Annotated in this window: 17 protein-coding genes; 12 read left to right on the top strand and 5 right to left on the bottom strand. The window is 60.0% G+C overall.

The features are described 5' to 3' along the window. Nucleotides 1–16 precede the first annotated feature (16 nt). Nucleotides 17–1,447: an RtcB family protein gene (locus BLP65_RS03740; RefSeq protein ID WP_092992757.1), complete on the top strand. Its 1,431-nt coding sequence runs from the start codon at nucleotides 17–19 to the stop codon at nucleotides 1,445–1,447. Nucleotides 1,448–1,494: 47 nt separating this feature from the next. Here BLP65_RS03740 and moaA read toward each other — a convergent pair whose 3' ends face one another. After that, nucleotides 1,495–2,478, bottom strand: a complete 984-nt coding sequence (gene moaA / locus BLP65_RS03735) for a GTP 3',8-cyclase MoaA (protein WP_092992755.1) — start codon at nucleotides 2,476–2,478, stop codon at nucleotides 1,495–1,497. Between the two features lie 357 nt (nucleotides 2,479–2,835). Between moaA and napF the strand changes: the two genes are divergently transcribed. From napF to BLP65_RS03700, 7 genes are all read left to right on the top strand, one after another. Beyond that, on the top strand, nucleotides 2,836–3,345 hold the full coding sequence (napF, locus tag BLP65_RS03730; protein ID WP_092992753.1) for a ferredoxin-type protein NapF: 510 nt from the start codon (nucleotides 2,836–2,838) through the stop codon (nucleotides 3,343–3,345). Further along, entirely contained in the window at nucleotides 3,342–3,602 is a 261-nt protein-coding gene (locus BLP65_RS03725) for a chaperone NapD (protein ID WP_175452424.1), read from the top strand. Before napF ends, BLP65_RS03725 begins: the two co-directional genes overlap by 4 nt. Then, nucleotides 3,599–6,145 (top strand): nitrate reductase catalytic subunit NapA, encoded by a 2,547-nt coding sequence (gene napA, locus BLP65_RS03720; RefSeq protein WP_092992749.1) that lies wholly within the window; start codon nucleotides 3,599–3,601, stop codon nucleotides 6,143–6,145. Before BLP65_RS03725 ends, napA begins: the two co-directional genes overlap by 4 nt. A gap of 102 nt (nucleotides 6,146–6,247) precedes the next feature. Further along, nucleotides 6,248–7,123, top strand: coding sequence for a ferredoxin-type protein NapG (gene napG / locus BLP65_RS03715; protein ID WP_092992747.1), 876 nt, complete (start codon nucleotides 6,248–6,250; stop codon nucleotides 7,121–7,123). Beyond that, nucleotides 7,123–7,986 (top strand): quinol dehydrogenase ferredoxin subunit NapH, encoded by an 864-nt coding sequence (gene napH, locus BLP65_RS03710; protein WP_092992745.1) that lies wholly within the window; start codon nucleotides 7,123–7,125, stop codon nucleotides 7,984–7,986. The genes napG and napH overlap by 1 nt, the downstream gene beginning before the upstream one ends. A 73-nt stretch (nucleotides 7,987–8,059) precedes the next feature. After that, nucleotides 8,060–8,491, top strand: coding sequence for a nitrate reductase cytochrome c-type subunit (locus BLP65_RS03705; RefSeq protein WP_092993252.1), 432 nt, complete (start codon nucleotides 8,060–8,062; stop codon nucleotides 8,489–8,491). A gap of 43 nt (nucleotides 8,492–8,534) precedes the next feature. Then, a complete protein-coding gene (locus BLP65_RS03700; protein WP_092992743.1) occupies nucleotides 8,535–9,122 on the top strand; it encodes a NapC/NirT family cytochrome c in 588 nt (195 codons plus the stop codon). Between the two features lie 169 nt (nucleotides 9,123–9,291). Here the strand turns inward: BLP65_RS03700 and sat are convergent, their stop codons facing one another. From sat to BLP65_RS03680, 4 genes are all read right to left on the bottom strand, one after another. Then, nucleotides 9,292–10,482, bottom strand: coding sequence for a sulfate adenylyltransferase (gene sat, locus BLP65_RS03695; RefSeq protein ID WP_092992741.1), 1,191 nt, complete (start codon nucleotides 10,480–10,482; stop codon nucleotides 9,292–9,294). 297 nt (nucleotides 10,483–10,779) lie between these two features. Beyond that, on the bottom strand, nucleotides 10,780–11,763 hold the full coding sequence (locus BLP65_RS03690; protein ID WP_092992739.1) for a dimethyl sulfoxide reductase anchor subunit family protein: 984 nt from the start codon (nucleotides 11,761–11,763) through the stop codon (nucleotides 10,780–10,782). Between the two features lie 78 nt (nucleotides 11,764–11,841). Then, on the bottom strand, nucleotides 11,842–12,567 hold the full coding sequence (locus BLP65_RS03685) for a 4Fe-4S dicluster domain-containing protein (RefSeq protein WP_092992737.1): 726 nt from the start codon (nucleotides 12,565–12,567) through the stop codon (nucleotides 11,842–11,844). Nucleotides 12,568–12,691: 124 nt separating this feature from the next. Beyond that, nucleotides 12,692–15,583 (bottom strand): molybdopterin oxidoreductase family protein, encoded by a 2,892-nt coding sequence (locus BLP65_RS03680; protein ID WP_399350929.1) that lies wholly within the window; start codon nucleotides 15,581–15,583, stop codon nucleotides 12,692–12,694. A 479-nt stretch (nucleotides 15,584–16,062) separates the two neighbouring features. Between BLP65_RS03680 and aprB the strand changes: the two genes are divergently transcribed. From aprB to BLP65_RS03660, 4 genes are all read left to right on the top strand, one after another. Next, complete coding sequence (gene aprB, locus BLP65_RS03675) at nucleotides 16,063–16,530, top strand: adenylyl-sulfate reductase subunit beta (RefSeq protein WP_092992735.1); 468 nt, start codon at nucleotides 16,063–16,065, stop codon at nucleotides 16,528–16,530. Between the two features lie 60 nt (nucleotides 16,531–16,590). Beyond that, nucleotides 16,591–18,594, top strand: coding sequence for an adenylyl-sulfate reductase subunit alpha (gene aprA / locus BLP65_RS03670; protein ID WP_092992733.1), 2,004 nt, complete (start codon nucleotides 16,591–16,593; stop codon nucleotides 18,592–18,594). Between the two features lie 358 nt (nucleotides 18,595–18,952). Continuing rightward, complete coding sequence (locus tag BLP65_RS03665) at nucleotides 18,953–19,840, top strand: YkgJ family cysteine cluster protein (protein ID WP_092992731.1); 888 nt, start codon at nucleotides 18,953–18,955, stop codon at nucleotides 19,838–19,840. A gap of 186 nt (nucleotides 19,841–20,026) precedes the next feature. Beyond that, a complete protein-coding gene (locus tag BLP65_RS03660; RefSeq protein ID WP_092992729.1) occupies nucleotides 20,027–20,626 on the top strand; it encodes a nitroreductase family protein in 600 nt (199 codons plus the stop codon). Nucleotides 20,627–20,637 lie beyond the last annotated feature (11 nt).

Below are 20,637 nucleotides of genomic sequence, written 5' to 3'. Positions count from 1 at the left end.
ACCAAGAGGGACGGCAATGGCCATTTCCGGTCTGGAGCGGCGCTCCGAGCATGAATGGGTAATTCCGCAGACGGGGCCCATGCGGGTTCCGGCGGTGATCTACGCCAGCGAATCGCTGGTCAACGCCATGGATGCCAAGGTCTTCGAGCAGGCCTGCAATGTCGCCTCGCTGCCCGGTATTGTGGGCGCAAGCTATGCCATGCCGGATGCCCATTGGGGCTACGGCTTTCCGATCGGTGGGGTGGCAGCGTTCGACCCGACGGCGGGCGGAGTGATTTCAGCCGGCGGAGTGGGATTCGACATCTCCTGCGGTGTTCGGACACTGCGAACCGGGATGACCCGGGCGCAGCTCGAAGCCGGCAGGGAACGCCTTGCCAACGAACTGTTCCGGACCATCCCGGCAGGCGTCGGCAGTACGACCAGCTACCGGCTGACCGGACGGGAAATGGATGACATGCTGGCGGGGGGAGCGCGCTGGGCCGTGGAGAACGGGTTTGGGCGGCCGGAGGACCTCCTGCGGGTGGAGGAGCACGGCTGCATGGAGGGGGCGGAGCCCTCGGTCGTCTCGCAAAGGGCCAAAGAGCGTCAACGCGATGAAATGGGAACGCTGGGGTCGGGGAACCACTACCTGGAAGTCCAGCGTGTGGTGAATTGTTACGATCCGGAAGCGGCGGCGGCTTTCGGGCTGGCCGAAGATGACATCGTGGTGAGTATCCACTGCGGCTCCCGGGGGCTCGGCCATCAGATCGGTACCGAATTTCTCCGGGAAATGGTCATCGCCGCGCCAGGTCTGGGCATTGAGCTGCCCGATAGGGAGCTTGCCTGCGCCCCCATCGAGTCGCCCCTGGGGCAGAGATACCTGGGCGCAATGCGGGCCGGCATCAATTGCGCCCTCGCCAATCGACAGATCCTCACCCAAATGACCCGGGAGGTCTTCGCCCGCGTGTTTCCCGAGGCGCAGCTGGAGCTGGTCTATGACGTCTCCCACAACACCTGCAAGGCGGAACCGCATTATGTTGACGGCCGTTCGCGTGGTCTGTTCGTTCACCGGAAAGGGGCGACCCGGGCTTACGGACCCGGCCACCCGGAGCTCCCCGAAGAGTACCGGAAGGCGGGGCAGCCGGTGATCATCGGCGGCTCTATGGGCACCGCCTCGTACATCCTGGCCGGCACGCAGGAGAGTGAACAGCGTGCGTTCAGCTCCGCCTGTCACGGTGCCGGCCGTGCCATGAGCCGGCATGCGGCCACCCGTCAGTGGCAGGGTCGGCAGGTGGTTGACGAGCTGGCTGCGCGGGGGATCATCGTGAAGAGCCGCTCGTTGCGTGGCGTGGCCGAGGAAGCCCCGGGCGCCTATAAGGAGGTGGCTGGTGTGGTGGAGGCGACGGACCGGGCCGGCCTTGCGAGAAAGGTGGCCCGGCTCGAGCCAATGATCGGTATCAAGGGTTAGGTCGACTTGCTGCGGTACGTTTGTGGTGCAATTGAAGATGTACTCGACTAGCCGCCCGTCATCGACATGAAGCGCACGATCCGCCCCGGCTTTTCGTTGAACTCGTGACGCTCCGGCTTCAGCGCAATAGCTTTGAGTATGTGCGCTCTGATTTCGTCGTGAGTGGCACCATTCCGCAGGTGTTCCCGCAGTGGGTAGCTGTGATCCTGGCCGAGACAGGTATAGAGGGTCCCGTCGACGCCAAGCCGAACCCGGTTACAGGTGTCGCAGAAGTGCTGTGAGATGGGGGTAATGAAGCCGATCCGGAGATCGGTGCCGGTCACCTGGACATAGCGGGCCGGACCGCCGCCCGGCATGACTCCGGGGACCAGGTCGAAACGCTTCTCCAGGCGCTCCCGAACTTCCCGAAGGTCGAGAAACATTTCGCTCGCTTCCCGCCCGGTTTCGCCCATCGGCATGGTTTCGATGAAGCGCAGGGTAAAACCATGCTCAAGGCAGAAGTCGGTCACTGCCTCCACCTCGTCGTCATTGATGCCGCGCATCACCACCATGTTGATCTTGATGGGATCAAAGCCCGTCTCCCTGGCGGCTCGCAGGCCCGCCAAAACCTTGTCCAGGCGACCTCCGGTGATCTCCTTGAAACGCTCCGGACGGAGAGAATCGAGGCTGATGTTGAGCCGTCTGACGCCTCCCTCGTACAGGGCCTTGGCATCACGTGCCAATTGCACCGCATTTGAGGACAGGGAGAGATCCTCGATCCCCGGCAACGCCGCGAGGCGGGAGGTCAGCTCAGGCAAGCCTTTGCGCACCAGCGGTTCCCCACCTGTGAGTCGTACCCGTTTCACGCCCAAATCGGCGAAGGCGGCCATTACCTTTTCGATTTCATCGAAGGTCAGCCAGTGTTCCGGCGCTTCAAAATCGCGGAAGCCCTGGGGCATGCAGTAGAAGCAGCGGAGATCGCACCGATCCGTCACGGAGAGGCGAACGTATTCGATGGTGCGCCCGAAGGTGTCAAGCAGCGTTTTGTTCATCACACCGAGTATAGGCTTCGCCCTATTTGCCAGCAACAAAGTCCCCGGGCAGGGCGCGGGCTTCACTTGCGACGGGCACACGCCGCAGATGCGTGCCGGCTGGCTGAGCAACCCGGTTCCCCTTCGGAAAATAGGGGGTATCTGTGTACCTCGTGCGTGATACCACCTTTGCGGTAGATATCCCCTATGCCCTTGAAACCGTTATGGGATTTGGTGATGGCCGCCTGTTTTGCTCGGATTTAGACACCTTCCATTGGCTTGATTTACATCAAGGTCTGGAGGAGGCTGGGGTCCTAATGTCGAACCCACACGGTTCATGCGGTTTATGCCAGTTAGTTGAGCGGGAGTAAAGCGATCATGGAAAAAACCATCAGCCGCGCACAGTTTCTGCGTGGAGATTTCAGCGGTGCGAAGCGGCCGATTCGCCCCCCCGGGTCGGTCGATGAAGCCATTTTCGTCTCCCGCTGCAGTGGTTGCGGCGATTGCATCAGCGCCTGTGAAACCGGCGCCCTGATCAGAGGGCGAGGCGGCTTTCCCGCTCTCGATTTCTCCCGTGGCGAATGCATCTTCTGCAGCGCTTGCGCCGATGCATGCCCCAAGGGCGTGATCACTTCCGATCCCGAAGTATCAGCCCAGTGGGACCTGGTCGCGCACATCGACGGCAATTGCCTGGCAAAGGGGGGCGTTATTTGCCGCACCTGTGGCGAACGGTGTGAGCACGGCGCTATCCGCTTCCGCCTGGCGGTGGGCGGGGTGGCGCTGCTTCAGTTCGATGCGTCGGCCTGTAACGGATGTGGTGCGTGTGTTGCGCCGTGTCCAACCGGGGCCGTCGCCGTACGCAAATCTGCCGAGGAGAGTCCGTCATGAATATCTGTGGCGTTTTGGTCCACGCCAGACCCGAAAACCTTGAAGTCGTCAGCGAACGACTGCTGATGGTCGATGGCGTCGAAGTACACGGTTCCAACGAGGATGGCCGTATGGTCGTGACTCTGGAACAGGACGACAACGACCGGATGGCCGATGCACTGCTGGATTTTCAGAGGCTGGAGGGCGTCATTTCAGCGTCGATGATCTACCACCATTCCGAAGAAACCGAGGCGTATGCCGAGGAGGTCACACAATGAAACAGACACGGCGGGAATTTATAAGAAATACGGCCGTTACCACCACCGCCGCGGCTGCGGGTATTACCTTGCCCGGGCTCAATGGGGCGCTGGCCCAGGAGGATGACGGGATCCGCTGGGACAAGGCGGCATGCCGTTATTGCGGCACCGGTTGTTCGGTGCTGATCGGCACCAAGGGCGGAAAGGTCGTCGCCTCTCAGGGCGATCCGGATGCACCCGTCAACCGCGGCCTGAACTGCATCAAGGGTTATTTCCTTCCCAAGATCCTTTACGGTAAGGACCGTCTCACCCAGCCCCTGCTGCGCAAGAGCAACGGTAAATACGACAAGAACGGTGATTTTGAACCGGTATCCTGGGATGAAGCCTTCGACGTGATGGCGGCACACTGGAAGCCGGCCCTCAAGAAGAGCCTGGAGGAGAATGCCGGTAAACCGGCCGACCAACTGACTTCGCGTGTCGGCATGTTCGGGTCCGGCCAATGGACGGTGTGGGAGGGTTATGCCGCGTCCAAACTGATGAAGGCCGGCTTCCGCTCCAACCACCTCGATCCGAACGCCCGTCACTGTATGGCCTCGGCGGTCGGTGCCTTCATCCGCGCCTTCGGTATCGACGAGCCGATGGGCTGCTATGACGACCTCGAGCACGCCGATGTGTTTGTGCTGTGGGGCGCCAATATGGCGGAGATGCACCCGATCCTCTGGTCGCGACTTACCGATACCCGTCTGACCAGGCCGGGTTGCGAAGTACATGTGCTCTCCACCTACGAGCACCGCTGTTTCGAGCTGGCCGACAACGGCATGGTCTTCACTCCGCAGACCGATCTGGCCATCGGCAACTACATCGCCAACTACATCATCCAGAACAAGGCCTATGACCAGGCGTTCCTGGACAAGCACGTCAACTTCACCAAGACCCCGACCGACATCGGTTACGGCCTGCGCCCCGAGCATGCTCTGGAAAAGGCCGCCAAGAATGCCGGCAAGGGCAAGCTCAGCAAGATCTCCTTCGAGGAGTACGCCAAGTCGGTCGAGCCCTACACCGTGGAGCACGCCTCCGAACTCTCCGGCGTGCCGAAGGATCAGCTGCTGCGCCTGGCCAAGGCCTATGCCGACCCCTCGAAGAAGGTCACTTCCTTCTGGACCATGGGCATGAACCAGCACACCCGCGGTGTCTGGATGAACGGGCTGGTCTACAACATCCATCTGTTGATGGGCAAGATCTCCGAACCGGGCAACAGTCCGTTTTCATTGACCGGGCAGCCTTCCGCCTGCGGTACCGCACGCGAGGTGGGTACCTTCTGTCATCGTCTGCCCGCCGATTTGGTGGTCGCAAAGCCGGAGCATCGCGCATTCTCCGAAAAGGTCTGGCAGTTGCCCGAGGGGACACTCAACGGCAAGGTCGGCTACCACGCCGTTCTCATGCATCGCATGCTCAAGGACAGCAAGCTGAACACCTTCTGGGTCATGTGCAACAACAACATGCAGGCGGCGGCCAACCTCAATGAGGAATCCCTGCCCGGCTGGCGCAACCCGGACACGTTTGTCACCGTCTCGGACCCCTATCCGACGGTTTCGGCCACGGCCGCCGACCTGATCCTGCCCACCGCGATGTGGATCGAGAAGGAGGGGGCCTACGGCAACGCCGAGCGCCGCACCCAGTTCTGGCGTCAGCAGACCAGTGCCCCGGGTGATTCCCGATCCGATCTGTGGCAGCTGATGGAATTCGCCAAGCGCTTCAAGATGGAAGAGGTGTGGCCCGCAGAGCTGCTGGACAAGGCGCCGGATTACAAGGGCAAGACCCTCTATGAGGTGCTCTACGAGAATGGCCAGGTCAACAGGTTCTCGAAACAGCAGGTCACCGACGATCGCGGCAACAAGTACGACAACGACGAAATGGAACACTTCGGATACTACCCCCAGAAGGGGCTGTTCGAGGAGTACCGCCTGTTCAACTCCGCGCCCGACATCATCAAAAAGGGTCACGAAATGGCCCCCTTCGAGGCCTACCACAAGGCACGGGGTCTGCGCTGGCCGGTTATCGATGGCAAGGAGACCCTGTGGCGCTTCCGTGAGGGCTACGACCCGCACGTGGCGAAAGGGGATGGCGTGAAGTTTTACGGCAAGCCCGATGGCAAGGCCAACATCATCACCGCGCCATACGAGCCTGCGGCCGAGAGTCCGGACAAGGAATACGACCTGTGGCTCTCCACCGGCCGTGTCCTGGAACACTGGCACTCCGGTTCCATGACCCGGCGGGTACCGGAGCTCCACCGCGCCGTGCCGGATGCGGTGATCTTCATGCATCCCAACGACGCCCGCAAACGCAGGCTGCGCGACGGTGCGAAGGTAAAGGTGGTATCGCGCCGTGGCGAGATCATCACCCGTGTCGAGACCCGTGGTCGCAACCGGCCGCCGGAGGGTCTGGTGTTTGTGCCCTGGTTCGACGCCAGTCGTCTGATCAACAAGGTCACACTCGATGCCACCGATCCCCTTTCCAAAGAGACCGATTACAAGAAGTGCGCGGTCAAGGTGGTGAGGGCGTAGGTGGGACCGGAATGCCGGCGGCCGGGTAAGAGCGGTCGCCGGCATCACCAGTCAATCTGAAAGCGTATCGGAGTGGGCATAGCCACTCAGGTGATTGCAGCAATGACGGATACCGTACGCAGCGAACGCCGCCCGGATAAGGGCAACAGGGCCACCAGTCGCCGCCGGTTCATTGCCGATGTGGCAAGGACCGCCTGTGGTGTTGGCCTGTTGGGTTTGGGTATCGGCTTGTACTCGCGTGCCGGCGCTCTGCCGGCGACTGCGATTCGGCCGCCCGGAGCTCTTCCGGAAGAAGAGTTTCTCTCCGCCTGTACCCGTTGCGGGTTGTGCGTGCGGGATTGTCCCTACGATGTGTTGCAGCTCGGCCAGCTGGGTGATCGGATACCGACCGGCACTCCCTACTTCGTCGCCCGTGAGAACGCCTGCGTGATGTGCGAGGACATTCCCTGTGTCCCGGTGTGTCCCACCGGAGCGCTGGACCATGATCTGACCGACATTAACGAGGCGCGCATGGGCCTGGCAGTGGTGGTCGATCAGGAGACCTGCATCGCCTTTCTCGGGCTTCGCTGCGAGGTGTGCTTCAACGTCTGTCCGGTGCGAGGCGAGGCCATTACCGTGGAACGGCGGCCCAATCTGCGTTCGGGCAAGCACGCCCTGTTCATTCCTGTCGTGCATTCGGATGCGTGTACCGGCTGCGGTCTGTGTGAACAGGCATGCATTCTGGAGGAGGCCGCCATCAAGGTTTTACCCCAGCATTTGGCCAAAGGTGAACTGGGCAGCCATTACCGGGTCGGCTGGGAGGAAAAGGCCAAGGCCGGTAAGGCACTGGTTACCCCCGACACGGAGCATCGTTACAACCTCCCGGAGGGCATGCGCTATGAACATGCCGGTGAGGGTCTGGTGACGGACGAGCCGACAACACCGTTTGCGGCTGATCCCCTCGATACGCTTAACCGCGATCTGGACGGGGGTGAGTGATGGCCGGATACCAGCGTCTCGGTGCCGATGCCATTGCGGCCAAGGGCTGGTTACAGGCCCATCGATGGTTGCTGCTGCGGCGCCTGAGTCAGGTCGGCATCCTCGTGTTGTTTCTCCTGGGGCCGTGGGCGGGGCTGTGGATTATCAAAGGGAACCTGTCGTCGAGCCTGTTGCTGGACAGCGTACCGATGACCGAACCGATGGTGTTTTTGCAGATGCTGGCCGCCGGCTTCATCACCCCGGTGGCTACGGCGATTACGGGCGTATTCATCGTCACCGGTTTCTATCTGGTGGTGGGAGGCCGCGTCTACTGCTCCTGGGTGTGTCCGTTGAATATGGTCACCGATGCGGCCAACTGGCTGCGGGAGAGGCTGGGCATCAAACCCGCCACGCGATTCTCGTACCACGTCCGTTACTGGATGCTGGCGATGGTGTTGCTGGTGGCGCTGGCATCGGGGGGCATGGCGTACGAACTGATCAATCCGGTCTCGTTGGTCCACCGCGGCATCATTTTCGGGAGTGGAATGGTATGGGCCGTCGTGCTCGGGGTGTTCCTGTTCGACCTGTTTGTCGCCAGGCGCGGCTGGTGCAGCCGTATCTGCCCGATGGGGGCAACCTACGGATTGATCGGAAAGTTCAGTCTGATGCGGGTGCGGGCCGACCGGCGTGAGGCTTGTAATGACTGCATGGAGTGCTTTGCAGTCTGTCCGGAGCCCCAGGTCATTCGACCGGCGCTCAAGGGCGCCGAGCAGAACACAGGTCCGGCCATTTTGGCTGGAGAGTGCACTAACTGCGGCCGTTGCATCGATATCTGTTCGAAGGATGTCTTCAACTTCGGTACGCGTTTTCAAGTAAAGCAGTGACAGGTCCTGGTATGGCTGAATCGCCTGCCCGGACCTTCTGATAACGACCGGTAACTAGATGGTGGAGGTTCTCATGAAAAAAACGACACTGATCGTAGTGATGGGACTGGCGGGCTTCATGGCGAACCCGTCCACAGCAAGTGCGGAGGTCCGTTCACTGAGGGGCGATTTGGATATCACCGAAGATTCCAGACCCGCCACGGCAGTAAAGCCCATCGCAGAGCGGGGCGGCTTTGATCGTAGCTACAAACTGCAGCCGCCGATGATCCCGCACAGCATTGAAAAAGACCAGATTACGCTGAAGACCAATACCTGCATGCGCTGTCACAGCGAGGAAAACTACGAGAAGGAGGAGGCGCCCAAGGTGGGGGAGAGCCATTTCCTCTCGCGCGATGGAAAGACGATGGAGAAGATGTCCTCCCGTCGCTACTTCTGCAACCAGTGCCATGCGCCGCAAAGCGATGCCCCGGAGTTGGTGGAAAACAGCTTTCAGGGAGCAAAGTAGGTCCACCGGCCCAACGATTATTCAGCGATGAAAGGTATTCAGTATGTTTGCTAAATCCGCGGTCACTTTATTGATTGTCGGTATCGTGGTTGGTGTTGCCGGCTGGGGTGGTTTCAACTGGGCGATGGAGGCGACGAACACGGAGTCTTTCTGCATTTCCTGTCACGAGATGGAGGAGAATGTGTTTCAGGAACTTCAGGAAACCGTCCACTTCACCAATCGTACGGGTGTGCGCGCCACCTGTCCGGACTGCCACGTTCCAAAAGACTGGAAGCACAAGGTCGTGCGCAAGATCAAGGCAAGCAGTGAGCTCTACCACAAACTGATGGGCACCATCGATACGCCGGAAAAATTCGAAGAGAACCGGCTCGATATGGCCATGCGCGAGTGGGAACGGATGAAGTCCACGGATTCACGTGAGTGCCGCAACTGTCACAAATTCGAATCCATGGACCTGGGGAAGCAGCAGGCGCGTAGTGCGGATCGCCACGACCCGCACTACTGGGATGCGATTGACGGCCTGTCGCCGAGCAAGACCTGTATCGATTGCCACAAGGGTATTGCGCACTCGCTGCCGGCGGGCTGGGAAGATGCTGTTGCCAGCCACCCGATACTTTCGACGGATGAATGAAAACGGCAGTGGCGAGTGACTAGTGGCGAGTAGCTAGTGAGTGGCAAGGTTTGTTGTTGGCCACTGGCGGGATGGGTGGAGCGGTAGCGAAACCCATCGCCTTTATTGATGACAATAAAAAAGGGGTGCGCCGAAGCGCACCCCTTTTTTTGTACCTTACGACCTGGTATCAGGCGTTCTGGTAGTAATCGATGAGGATCTTGGCCACTTCCGGACGCGAGAACTCCTTGGGCGGGGCTTCGCCGTTGGCGAGCATTTCGCGCACCTTGGTGCCGGAGAGCAGTACGAAGTCCTCCTTGGTATGATCCGGGGCTTCGCTCATCATGACCACCTTGTTCAGCTTCTTCGACCAGGCGGTATGATCGGCGCGGAAGATCTCGATTTCCAAAGCGCCTTTGGGCACTTCTTCATCGAAAATGGTCTGCGCGTCGAAGGCGCCGTAGTAGTCACCCACACCGGCGTGGTCGCGGCCGATGATGAAGTGGGTGGCGCCCATGTTCTGGCGGAACACTGCATGCAGTACCGCCTCGCGCGGACCGGCATAGAGCATGTCGAAACCGTAGCCGGTGACCATGGCGGAGTTCGGCGGGAAGTAGAGTTCGACCATCTTGCGGATGGCGGCATCGCGCACCGGGGCGGGAATGTCACCCTTCTTCAATTTGCCGAGCAGCATGTGGATGACCAGTCCGTCGCAGCCGAGTCGCTCCATGGCCATGTGGCAGAGCTCTTCGTGGGCCAGATGCATCGGATTGCGGGTCTGGAAGGCAACCACCTTCTTCCAGCCATGCTCCTTGATCTCGTTGCGGATCTCGACAGCGGTGCGGAAGGTGTCGGGGAAATCCTCCGCGAAGTAGGAGAAGTTCAGCACCTTGATCGGACCGGAAAGCACCATGTTGCCCTGGCCGTTGAAAGCGGCAACGCCGGGATGCTCGCTATCGGTGGTGCGGTAGACCTTCTCGGTAATTAAGGCCATCTGTTCGGCGCTGGCTTCTTCGGCATTGTCGATGTCCATCACCGCCAGTACCGGATTACCCTCGACGTTCGGATCACGCAGGGCAACGCGTTTGGCGCCGTTCAGCGCATCGAACTGTTCCCTGGTGGTGAGATTCAGCACCGGTGTCGGCCAGAAAAGACCCGACGCCGTATGCATGTTCTCCGCCACACTCACGGCATCGGCCAGGGTCATGTAGCCGGTGAGCGGGTTGAAGTAGCCGGCCCCCAGCATCACTGCGTTGGCAGCAGCGGCAGAGGAAAGCTGCATGGAGGGCAGGCTCTCGGCCTCGCGCTTCAAGGCGTCGTGCTCGTCCGGGTTATAGACGAACAAGGGATTCAGCTCGTCGGAACCGTGCGGTTTGATCATCACGTTCTCCTGTTTTGGGTTTTATTCCCGGCAATCACCCGCGGCGCGGGTCCGGTGTTTCGCAATTTCGAATTAGCAGCAGTGTTGTTTCGGCGGCATTCCTGTGGGGATTCCGTCTACGTCGACACAGGACAATGCCGGAAAATATACACTACAGGTCAGGGGGTTTAGTAATAGGAGAGAATGATAGGGATATAAAACAGTTGCGAGTGGCTAGTGGCGAGTGGCTAGGCCGCGTAGGGTGGCAGCACGCACCGCCCCGCTTTTCCTAGCCACTAGCCACTAGCTACTAGCCACTTAGATCGTCTGATAATATAGGTTCTGGGGGTGGTTCGCCTGGGCAAAGAAGTACCAGCGCTCGAACAGCAGGCCTACGTACTGGCTGATGAAGGCCGCCGCAAGCAGGCCCAGGCTGTCGGTTCCCATGCCGATGGCAAGCAGGATGAGCGGAACCGCAAACACCAGCACCAGGAAGATCCATTTTATCGACTTCAGAAAGGCTGCGGTTTTGCCGTGGAAGTATTCCCGGGTATTGAAGGAGCCGCCCATCATGCCCATCGCCTTTTGCTCGATATGGTTGTGACGCACGCCGATAGCGGTCTGCAGGGTGGACTTGTGCTTGATGCGTGCGTTGCGAATCAGTGAGGCGGTGCGCGTACCCAGTGCAGCCAGGGTGAACAGAATCGCCCAACCGCCGAAGAAATTCACCAGTACCGGGGCCTGCCAGGCGGCGAAGGCAGTAGCCAGTGTAAAGCCGGAGGCAATGCCAAGCAGGGTGTAGTTGAGTACGGTCAGCGGACTGGCCCACTCCTGGAGAAACTTGATGGCGGCGTAGATCATGGCTGTGGAAACGAACAGGGCAAATACGAACAGGGTGGTTACCGTGCCGATGACCAGGGTGAGCTGGCCGGCGATATCCACATCGAACAGGTTCGCCTCCCAGCCGAGATAGTGGAGCAGACCATAAAGAAACACCAGGGCGATCACGGCGGGGATGAAGACAATCTCGCGTGACAGCCAGGAGGTCCGCCACTGGGAAGCGGCCCGCCAGGCCCGCGTGATGACAAAGGATGGTTTACCCAGGTGGAATACCGACGCGCCAAGCCCGGCCACCAGAAACAGCAGCGCCAGGAAACTGCCCGCAGCAAAAAATTCACGGGAGTCCTGAACCGGCAGCAGCTCGAGCGCCGAGTAGCTCTGCAGGGTAAACAGGGCCAGGAACAGGCCCTGTCCCACGCCGATGAAGGTGGTCAGAAAGATTACTGAAAATGCGGGATGCATCTTTAACTCCAGTTTCTAGTAGCTAGTATCGAGTGGCTAGGAAACACCCCTAGCCACTAGGAACTCGCGACTCGCCACTTACATGAGCCAGTCGTCCAGCGTGACTTCCTTGCTGGTTTCACGGCGGATGTCTTCCTTCTTGAGCGGGTTGTCCGAGCGCACCAGCTCATCCTCGTGGATGGTCTTGCGGGTTTTGCGCCGCGGCAGGTAGTGGTTGGCCGGCTTGGTGCCCCACTCGGGCATCAGCTGGTAACCACCCTGCTCGCGGATCGCCACCGAGACCTCCGAGTCCGGATTATGCACATCCCCGAACAGACGGGCACTGGTCGGACAGGCCAGTACGCAGGCGGGCTTGCGCTCGGATTCGGGCAGCGCCTCGTCGTAGATGCGATCCACGCAGAGGGTGCACTTCTTCATGACCTTCTGGTATTCATCCAGCTCGCGGGCGCCGTAGGGGCAGGCCCAGGAGCAGTATTTGCAGCCGATACATTTGTCGTAGTCCACCAGGACGATGCCATCCTCGGCACGTTTGTGACTGGCGCCGGTGGGGCATACCGGAACGCAGGGCGCATCTTCACAATGCAGGCAACTCTTCGGGAAGTGAACTGTCTCCGTAGTCGGGAATTCCCCCACTTCGTAGGTCTGCACGCGGTTGAAGAACGTTCCGGTCGGGTCCTTGCTGAACGGGTTATCGTCGAACATCGGACCGGCGGGACCCGAGGTATTCCACTGCTTGCAGGATGTCACGCAGGCGTGACAGCCCACGCAGACATTCAAATCGATAACAAGAGCCAATTGCGTCATAGCCAAAACCTTTATTGAAACTGTTAACCGCCAAGGACGCGAAGAGCGCTAAGCTTTCGTGCGTTCTGTCGCGATTGCCTCTTTGGACTTGGCGCTCCTTTGCGCCCTTTGCGGTTAGATCTCTTTAACCACGCTTCTCGAACAGGCCCGCAACGTAGTTCAGCCAGGGGCGACGTTCCCCCGTTCCCGGGACCTGCGGCATGGGCGTGAACTGCGGCCAGCTCACCTTCTCCTCGTCGGGGCCGGCCGGGTAGACGCGCACCCGCACGTCGTACCAGCCCGCCTGGCCGGTGACCGGGTCGGAGTTGGAGATGTGCTTGCCGGCGTCGTGGGCGGGGAGTTCCTCGGCAATTACGTGGTTGAGCAGAAAGCCCTGGCGGGCCTCGTTGGCGTCGTCGTCGAGGTTCCAGGCACCGGAGGCCTTGCCGACAGCATTCCAGGTCCACACCGTGCCGGGTTCGACCGCCTCGGAGTAACGGGCCATGCAGCGCACCTTGCCGTGCATGGACTCCACCCACATCCAGCCGCCATCCTCGATCCCGGCCGCCTCGGCGGTTTTCGGATGGAGGTGAAGGAAGTTATAGGTGTGGATCTGGCGCAGCCATGCATTCTGGGAGTCCCAGGAGTGGTACATGGCCATCGGCCGCTGGGTGATGGCATTCAGCGGATAGGCCTGCTTGTCCGACAGTTGTGATTCCAGCGGCTCGAAGTAGAACGGCAGTGGATCGAAGAACAGATCGATGCGCCGACGCAGGTTGTCGGGCGGCTGCTTGCCCTGGGTCTTGCCCTGGGCCGCGAGACGGAACTTCTGCAGCACTTCGGAGTAGATATGGACGTTGATAGGCTCGGCATAGCGGGTCATGCCGTGCTCCTGGGCCCACTGCAGATAACCCTGGTTCCAGTTGCGCATGTATTGATAGGACTTGGGCAACTCGTGCTGGAAGACGCAGTTGTTCTTGGCGTACATCTCCCACTGATTGGGATTGGGCTCGCCGCGGATCGACTTCTCGCCACCTTTTCCGCGCCAGCCGGCCAGGAAACCGATACCGGAGCCCGGGGCGGTCTCGAAGTTGGTGACGAAATCCGGATAGTCGCGGAACTTGCGGGAACCATCCTCATGAGTGAAAGGCGGCAGCTTGAGGCGCGAGCCGAGTTCGATGAGCACCTCCTGGAAGGGCTTGCACTCCCCTTTGGGCGGCACCACCGGGATACGCACCGAGTCGACAGGCCCCTCGAACTCGGAGATCGGGCGGTCGAGCATCGACATGACGTCGTGCCGCTCGAGATAGGTGGTGTCGGGCAGGACCAGGTCGGCGTACGCCACCATCTCCGACTGGAACGCATCGGCTACGACCAGAAAGGGGATCTTGTACTCGCCGTTTTCGTCCTTGTCGTTAAGCATCTTCCGGACTTCGTCCGTATTCATGCTCGAGTTCCAACTCATGTTCGCCATGAAGATGAGCAGCGTATCTATAGAGTAGGGGTCGCCCCGCCAGGCATTGGTGATGGCGTTGTGCATCATGCCGTGCACCGAGAGCGGGTGCTCCCAGGAGAAGGCCTTGTCGATGCGGACCGGCTGCCCCTTGTCATCGACGAACAGGTCATCGGGATCGGCCGGCCAGCCCAGCGGCATGCCGTTCAACGGCTGCCCCGCCTTAACGTCCTCGGGACCGGTAGGGGTCTTCGGACAGGGCGGAATGGGACGCGGGAACGGCGCCTTGTGACGGAACCCGCCCGGGCGGTCGATGGTGCCGAGTATCGACATCAGGATCGACATGGCACGGATGGTATGGAAGCCGTTGGAGTGAGCCGCCAGGCCGCGCATTGCGTGGAAGGCCACCGGGTTGCCGGTGACCGATTGGTGTTCGTTACCCCAGGTGTCGGTCCAGGCGATGGGTAACTCGATCTTCTCGTCGCGGGCGGTGATACCCATTTCGTGAGCCAGCCGGCGGATGGTCTCGGCCGGGATACCGGTAATGTCAGCCGCCCACTCGGGGGTGTACTCCTCGACCCGCTCCTTGAGGAGCTGAAAGGAGGGTTTCACCGGCGTGCCGTCGGAGAGCCGGAAATCGCCGAGCAGGTAGGGGTCGGCGCCCGGGGTGTGGGTGGATATCGGCTTGTTCAGCTCGCGGTCCCACCACAGCTTGTTCTGCGGATCGAAGCAGCCCTCTTCGGGCGGCACTTCAAAGCGCACGAACATGCCGTGCTCCGGGCTCTCCTCGTTCAGGTTCACCAACTCGGCGGCGTTGGAGTACTGGATCAGAAATTCGCGATCGTAGAGGCCGGTCTTGATGATCTCATGGGTCAGCGCCAGCATCAGGGCGCCGTCGGTGCCCGGTTTGATCGGGATCCATTCGTCGGCAATGGCGGAATAGCCGGTGCGCACCGGGTTGACCGAAATGAAGCGGCCGCCGTTTCGCTTGAACTTGGACAGGGCCATTTTCATCGGGTTCGAGTGGTGATCCTCGGCGGTGCCGATCATCACGAACAGCTTGGCCCGGTCCAGGTCGGGGCCGCCGAATTCCCAAAACGAACCGCCAATGGTATAAATCATCCCCGCGGCCATGTTCACCGAGCAGAAACCACCGTGGGCGGCGTAGTTCGGCGTGCCGAAGTTCTTCGCAAACAGACCGGTCAACGCCTGCATCTGGTCACGGCCGGTGAAAAGGGCAAACTTTTTGGGGTCCGTCTCGCGGATGTGGGCGAGCCGCTCCTCGAGCATTCCGAATGCCTCGTCCCAGGAGATCGGCTCGAATTGGGCGTCGCCACGGTCGGCACCGGCCTTGCGCTTCAGGGGGCGGGTCAGGCGGGCCGGGGAGTACTGCTTCATGATTCCCGAGGAGCCCTTGGCGCAAATCACCCCTTTGTTTAACGGGTGGTCGGGGTTGCCCTGGATGTACCGCACTTCGCCATCCCGGAGGGTGACGCGGATGCCGCAGCGGCAGGCACACATGTAACACGTCGTGTTTTTGACTTCGGTGCGACCCTCGGTCGCATTCTTCGCCATGTCGCTCATAAAACTTCACTCTTCGGGGGTTTTCGACCGGGGACCGGGAACCTGTTGACCATCCGCTGTCCATCCCACCCGCGACCGAAGAAAGATTATTAGAACCTGATAATATTACTAATATATCAGACGCATCTGTCCTTTCTCTATACCCTTTGTGGATAGAGTCTAAAAAATATGGCAAGATCAGCATACTATGAACATCAAGCTTTTTTATGGCCCCGCAAGATAGTTTTGTTTGGCGGGCCTCGGCTGAGTCGATAAGGTAGGCACACCCGGCATAAGCGGACCGTTCGGATTCGCGGAAACGCGCCCGAAGACGGGCTGTGGAAAATAGCCGTGCGAATCGAGAAACAGTGCCTATACTCTAGAGCGTTTCCTGGCGTCGGGATTACGACAAATAGAGCCCGACGGCCCTTCGGCATTTCCGACCGAATGCGGTTCCTAAACGCAGCAGTTAAAACCCTGAAATAAAGGAGCGACAACCAATGCCAACATTTGTACGTACCGACAAATGCGATGGCTGCAAGGGTCAGGACAAGACCGCTTGCATGTACATCTGCCCGCACGACCTGATGAAGCTGGACAAGGATGGCTCGGAAACCGGCCATGCCATGAAAGCTTTCAACCAGGAGCCGGAGCAGTGCTGGGAGTGCTACTCCTGCGTGAAGATCTGCCCGCAGCAGGCCATCGAGTGCCGTCACTATGCTGACGTCGTACCGCTCGGCGGTTCCGTGCAGCCGCTGCGTGGTTCCGACTCCATCATGTGGACCATCAAGTTCCGCAACGGCACCCTCAAGCGCTTCAAGTTCCCGATCCGTACCACCCCGGAAGGTTCAATCGACCCGTACGGCAACAAGCCGGAAGCCGACTACTCGAAAGTTACCGACCTGGGCTTCTTCAATGAAGCCAACGGCTACCGCAAGGGTGATCCCAGCGAGCTGCTGAAAGTCTGATCACCGCGCTGTCATTGGGGTGTAACGATTCAAAATTTCGAATTCTGAGGATATAGAAGAATGGCTGGAGAATTTGGTAATCCGGAAATCGTCGAAGAAGAGGTTGATATCCTCCTCATCGGCGGCGGTATGGCATGCTGTGGTGCCGCTTACGAGATCATGCCGTGGGCGAAGGCTGCCGAGGGCGAGCTGGGCCGCGAGTTCAAAATCAAGTTGGTCGACAAGGCCGCTATGGACCGCTCCGGCGCCGTGGCGCAGGGCTTGTCCGCCATCAACACCTACATCGGCACCGAGCAGGATCCGGCCGATTATACCCGCATGGTCTCCAACGACCTGATGGGTATCACCCGTGACGATTTGGCCTACGACCTGGGCCGTCACGTCGACGAGTCGGTGCATCTGTTCGAAGAGTGGGGCCTGCCGATCTGGAAGACCGACGAAAACGGCGAGCGTCACGATGGTTCCAAGGGTCTGCCTTCGCTGGCCGACGGCGGCAAGCCGGTCCGTTCCGGCAAGTGGCAGATCATGATCAACGGCGAATCCTACAAGTGGATCGTGGCCGAGGCTTCCAAGAAGGCTCTGGGCATGGACCGCATCCAGGAGCGTGTGTTCATCGTCAAGCTGGTCAACGACAAGAACGATCCGAACCGTATCGCCGGTGCCGTTGGTTTCAACGTCCGCGAGCACAAACTGCACGTCTACAAGTTCAAGGCCTGCCTGCTGGCCGCTGGTGGTTGTGTCAACATCTTCCGTCCGCGCTCCGTGGGTGAAGGTACCGGCCGCGCCTGGTACCCGGTCTGGAATGCCGGCTCCACCTACTCCATGGCTGCCGAGGCTGGTGCCGAGCTGACCATGATGGAAAACCGCTTCGTGCCGACCCGCTTCAAGGACGGTTACGGCCCGGTTGGTGCGTGGTTCCTGCTGTTCAAGTCCAAGGCTGCCAACGCCTACGGTGAGAACTACCTGGTCAAGAACGCCGATATGCTCGACCAGTACCCTCCGTACGGTCAGGCTGCCGTCCCCGCCTCCTGCCTGCGTAACCACGTTATGCTGAAGGAGATGAAGGAAGGCCGCGGTCCCATCTACATGGACACCGTGACTGCGCTCGCCAACCTGCGTGAGACCCTGTCGCCGCGTGAAGTCAAGCACCTTGAAGCCGAGGCCTGGGAAGACTTCCTCGACATGTGTGTCGGCCAGTGCGGTATCTGGGTCGGTGAGAACATCGAGCCGGAGAAGAAAAACTCCGAGCTGATGCCGACCGAGCCCTACCTGCTGGGTTCCCACTCCGGCTGCTGCGGCATCTGGACCTCCGGTCCGGAAGACGTCGGTGCTCCGACCGAAGAGACCGAAGCGGGCGTGCCCGACCACCTGCCGAAGGGCTGGAACTGGGGCTATCGCGGTATGACCACCGTGCAGGGTCTGTTCACCGCCGGTGACGGCGTGGGCGCATCCGGCCACAAGTTCTCCTCGGGTTCGCACGCTGAAGGCCGTATGGCTGCCAAGGCGATGATCAAGTTCGTTGTGGATAATAAAGACCACACTCCCGAACTCGACACGCCGGTCGACCAGCTGATGGAAGAGATCTACCAGCCGGTTCGCACCTATCTCGAGCACAAGGACTACAGCACCGCCATCGACGTGAACCCGAACTACATCACGCCGAAGATGCTGCAGTTCCGTCTGCAGAAGATCATGGATGAGTATGTTGCGGGCGTTGCTACTTACTACAACACCAACGACAAGATGCTCGAAGTCGCCGAGTACAAGCTCGAGATGTTGAAGGAAGATGCAAAGAAAATGCGGGCCAAGGACCTCCATGAGCTGCTGCGGGCGTGGGAAAACTACCACCGCATCCTCACTGCCGAGGCCCACATGAAGCACATCCAGTTCCGTGAAGAGAGCCGTTACCCCGGCTTCTACTACCGGACCGACAAGAACTTTGTCGACGAGGAGAACTGGCATTGCTTCGTGAACTCCATCTACGACAAGGAAAGCCAGAAGTGGACCGTGTTCAAGCGCGCCCACGTTGATCTGGTCGACAAGTCCAAGCTGTTCAAGAAGTAAGCGAACAGCCTGAGATGGCTTGAAGGGGCCGGGTGGCATTGCCACCCGGCCTTTTTTATGGAAAGCGCAATTTGCAGGCCGCAAACGCCCCGGTGACCGAAGGCAGGCTGCCGTTTTTCCGAATCGGCCGGATGTGGCAAAATGGACTTGATTGACAACCCTGCTGCGGTTATCCTCTGCGGATTCTGTCTCATGGACTTTCCACACTGGAAGTCACGACACGCCGCAGATATCCTTTGCCGGATGTTCCGATACTACGCACGCCCCCGCTTGTCTCCTGTCCGCAGAAGGACATTTCCTCAGACGGCCGTACTCTCGGCTCGGGTTGTGCGACCCGCATTTTCCTCGAGGTGTAGCCATGGTTGATAACAGCTCTTCCCCGTTTCAAAGCCCTGTTGTGCCGGAGATGTACGACGGCGACAAGAAAATCAGTTTTGCCTGCTACAAGGGCATTCAGTGCTTCAATGCATGCTGCAAATCGATCGATATCACGTTGACGCCTTACGATATCGTTCGGCTGAAGCAGCGCTTGGGCATGACGTCGTGGGATTTCCTGCGCGAGTACACCGTGCCGTACGAGCTGGAGAAGGACGGTATCGCCGCTGTAAAATTCAAGACCCGGGGTGAGACCACCGAGTGTCAGTTCATGACCGAGGAGGGCTGCTCCGTATATGAAGATCGTCCGACGGCCTGCCGCTATTACCCGGTTGCACTCATCGCCATGCGCAGGCAGGACGAATACACCGACACCAACTCCTTTGCGGTCGTCAAGGAGGAGCACTGTCTAGGGCACCGGGAAGAGCGCGAGCTCACCATTGACGAGTACCGGGCTGAACAGGGCCTCGAGGACTATGACGAGTTGGCCCGCGGCTGGCGACAGTTGATTCTCAAGAAGAAGTCATCCGGCCCGGCCATCGGCAAGCCGTCGCTGCGCAGTCGGCAGCTGTTTTTCATGGCCAGTTACGACATGGATCGGTTCCGGGAGTTTGTTCGCTCCGAGGGATTTCATCGCTCCTTCAAGATCGATGACGAGCTCTACCAGACCTTGCTTGAGGACGATGTCGAACTGATGAAGTTTGGGTCGCGCTTTCTTCAGCAGGTGCTCTTTGGTGAAGAGACCATTCCGGTGACCGAAGAGGCACGCGAGGCGCTGGAAGAACGTGAACGTCAGGCAGCAAGGGAACAGGCCGAAAGCTCTGAGGAGAAGGCCTACGATCCTGCCAGTGAGCCTGTCGATATCGCCTGACATCTCCCGTTCCGATTCACACCTGGAAGCCGCGATGTATCACGCCATCGCGGCTTTTTTTTGGAAGTTGAATGACCCTGTACCAGGGCTCTCGGCGACACGGCCATCGTCGGACTCCCCTGCGCGTGCAAAACCTCCCTATCCGGCTATTTTTCAGGTGTTGAAAGCCTTTGCGGGAGAGAACTGATGGGAATTTTCGACCTTGGGGATGTGCGTCACCCAGACTACCCTATCGACCCGATATTCCGGGATCGTTGGTCGCCGCGCGCTATGTCGGGCGACCCGGTGGAGCGTTCCGAACTGATGTTGCTGTTCGAGGCCGCGCGGTGGGCGCCGTCCTCCTACAATAATCAGCCGTGGCGTTTCGTCTACGCGCTTCGCGACTCCGTCGGATGGGAGCGACTCTTCGGCTTGCTGGTGGAATTCAACCAGAGCTGGGCCTCGGGTGCCGGGGCGCTGGTACTGATCGCCTCGAAACAGACGTTCGATAATGGCAAAGCCGCGGTAACCCATGCGCTGGACGCGGGCGCGGCCTGGGAAAATTTTGCCTTGCAGGGTTCGCTCAACGGCCTTGTGGTGCATGGCATGGAAGGGTTCGACTATCAGCGGGCACGCACGGAATTGGGTGTGCCGGATGACCATGACGTGCTGGCGATGGCGGCGATCGGTCGGCCGGGGCGGGTGGAAGAGCTGCCGGAGCCGTTACGGGAACGTGAGGTGCCGTCCGACCGCAAGCCGGTTTCGGAATGGGCATTCGAGAGTCGCTTCGGAGGACCGACCCGGTAGGCCGACCCCTC

This window comes from Thiohalomonas denitrificans (assembly GCF_900102855.1).
In the GTDB taxonomy this organism is placed as follows: domain Bacteria; phylum Pseudomonadota; class Gammaproteobacteria; order Thiohalomonadales; family Thiohalomonadaceae; genus Thiohalomonas; species Thiohalomonas denitrificans.
Note: the sequence above shows the minus strand (reverse complement) of the source record. Positions and strands in the feature narration are given on the sequence as shown.

Bases quoted from the DNA above. Each gene is read 5' to 3' on its own strand.
- moaA (WP_092992755.1), bottom strand. From the start codon at position 2,478: ATGAACAAAACGCTGCTTGACACCTTCGGGCGCACCATCGAATACGTT.
- BLP65_RS03660 (WP_092992729.1), top strand. From the start codon at position 20,027: ATGGGAATTTTCGACCTTGGGGATGTGCGTCACCCAGACTACCCTATC.
- BLP65_RS03665 (WP_092992731.1), top strand. From the start codon at position 18,953: ATGGTTGATAACAGCTCTTCCCCGTTTCAAAGCCCTGTTGTGCCGGAG.
- BLP65_RS03700 (WP_092992743.1), top strand. From the start codon at position 8,535: ATGTTTGCTAAATCCGCGGTCACTTTATTGATTGTCGGTATCGTGGTT.
- aprB (WP_092992735.1), top strand. From the start codon at position 16,063: ATGCCAACATTTGTACGTACCGACAAATGCGATGGCTGCAAGGGTCAG.
- BLP65_RS03705 (WP_092993252.1), top strand. From the start codon at position 8,060: ATGAAAAAAACGACACTGATCGTAGTGATGGGACTGGCGGGCTTCATG.
- napH (WP_092992745.1), top strand. From the start codon at position 7,123: ATGGCCGGATACCAGCGTCTCGGTGCCGATGCCATTGCGGCCAAGGGC.
- napF (WP_092992753.1), top strand. From the start codon at position 2,836: ATGGAAAAAACCATCAGCCGCGCACAGTTTCTGCGTGGAGATTTCAGC.
- napG (WP_092992747.1), top strand. From the start codon at position 6,248: ATGACGGATACCGTACGCAGCGAACGCCGCCCGGATAAGGGCAACAGG.
- napA (WP_092992749.1), top strand. From the start codon at position 3,599: ATGAAACAGACACGGCGGGAATTTATAAGAAATACGGCCGTTACCACC.
- sat (WP_092992741.1), bottom strand. From the start codon at position 10,482: ATGATCAAACCGCACGGTTCCGACGAGCTGAATCCCTTGTTCGTCTAT.
- BLP65_RS03690 (WP_092992739.1), bottom strand. From the start codon at position 11,763: ATGCATCCCGCATTTTCAGTAATCTTTCTGACCACCTTCATCGGCGTG.
- BLP65_RS03725 (WP_175452424.1), top strand. From the start codon at position 3,342: ATGAATATCTGTGGCGTTTTGGTCCACGCCAGACCCGAAAACCTTGAA.
- BLP65_RS03680 (WP_399350929.1), bottom strand. From the start codon at position 15,583: ATGAGCGACATGGCGAAGAATGCGACCGAGGGTCGCACCGAAGTCAAA.
- BLP65_RS03685 (WP_092992737.1), bottom strand. From the start codon at position 12,567: ATGACGCAATTGGCTCTTGTTATCGATTTGAATGTCTGCGTGGGCTGT.
- BLP65_RS03740 (WP_092992757.1), top strand. From the start codon at position 17: ATGGCCATTTCCGGTCTGGAGCGGCGCTCCGAGCATGAATGGGTAATT.
- aprA (WP_092992733.1), top strand. From the start codon at position 16,591: ATGGCTGGAGAATTTGGTAATCCGGAAATCGTCGAAGAAGAGGTTGAT.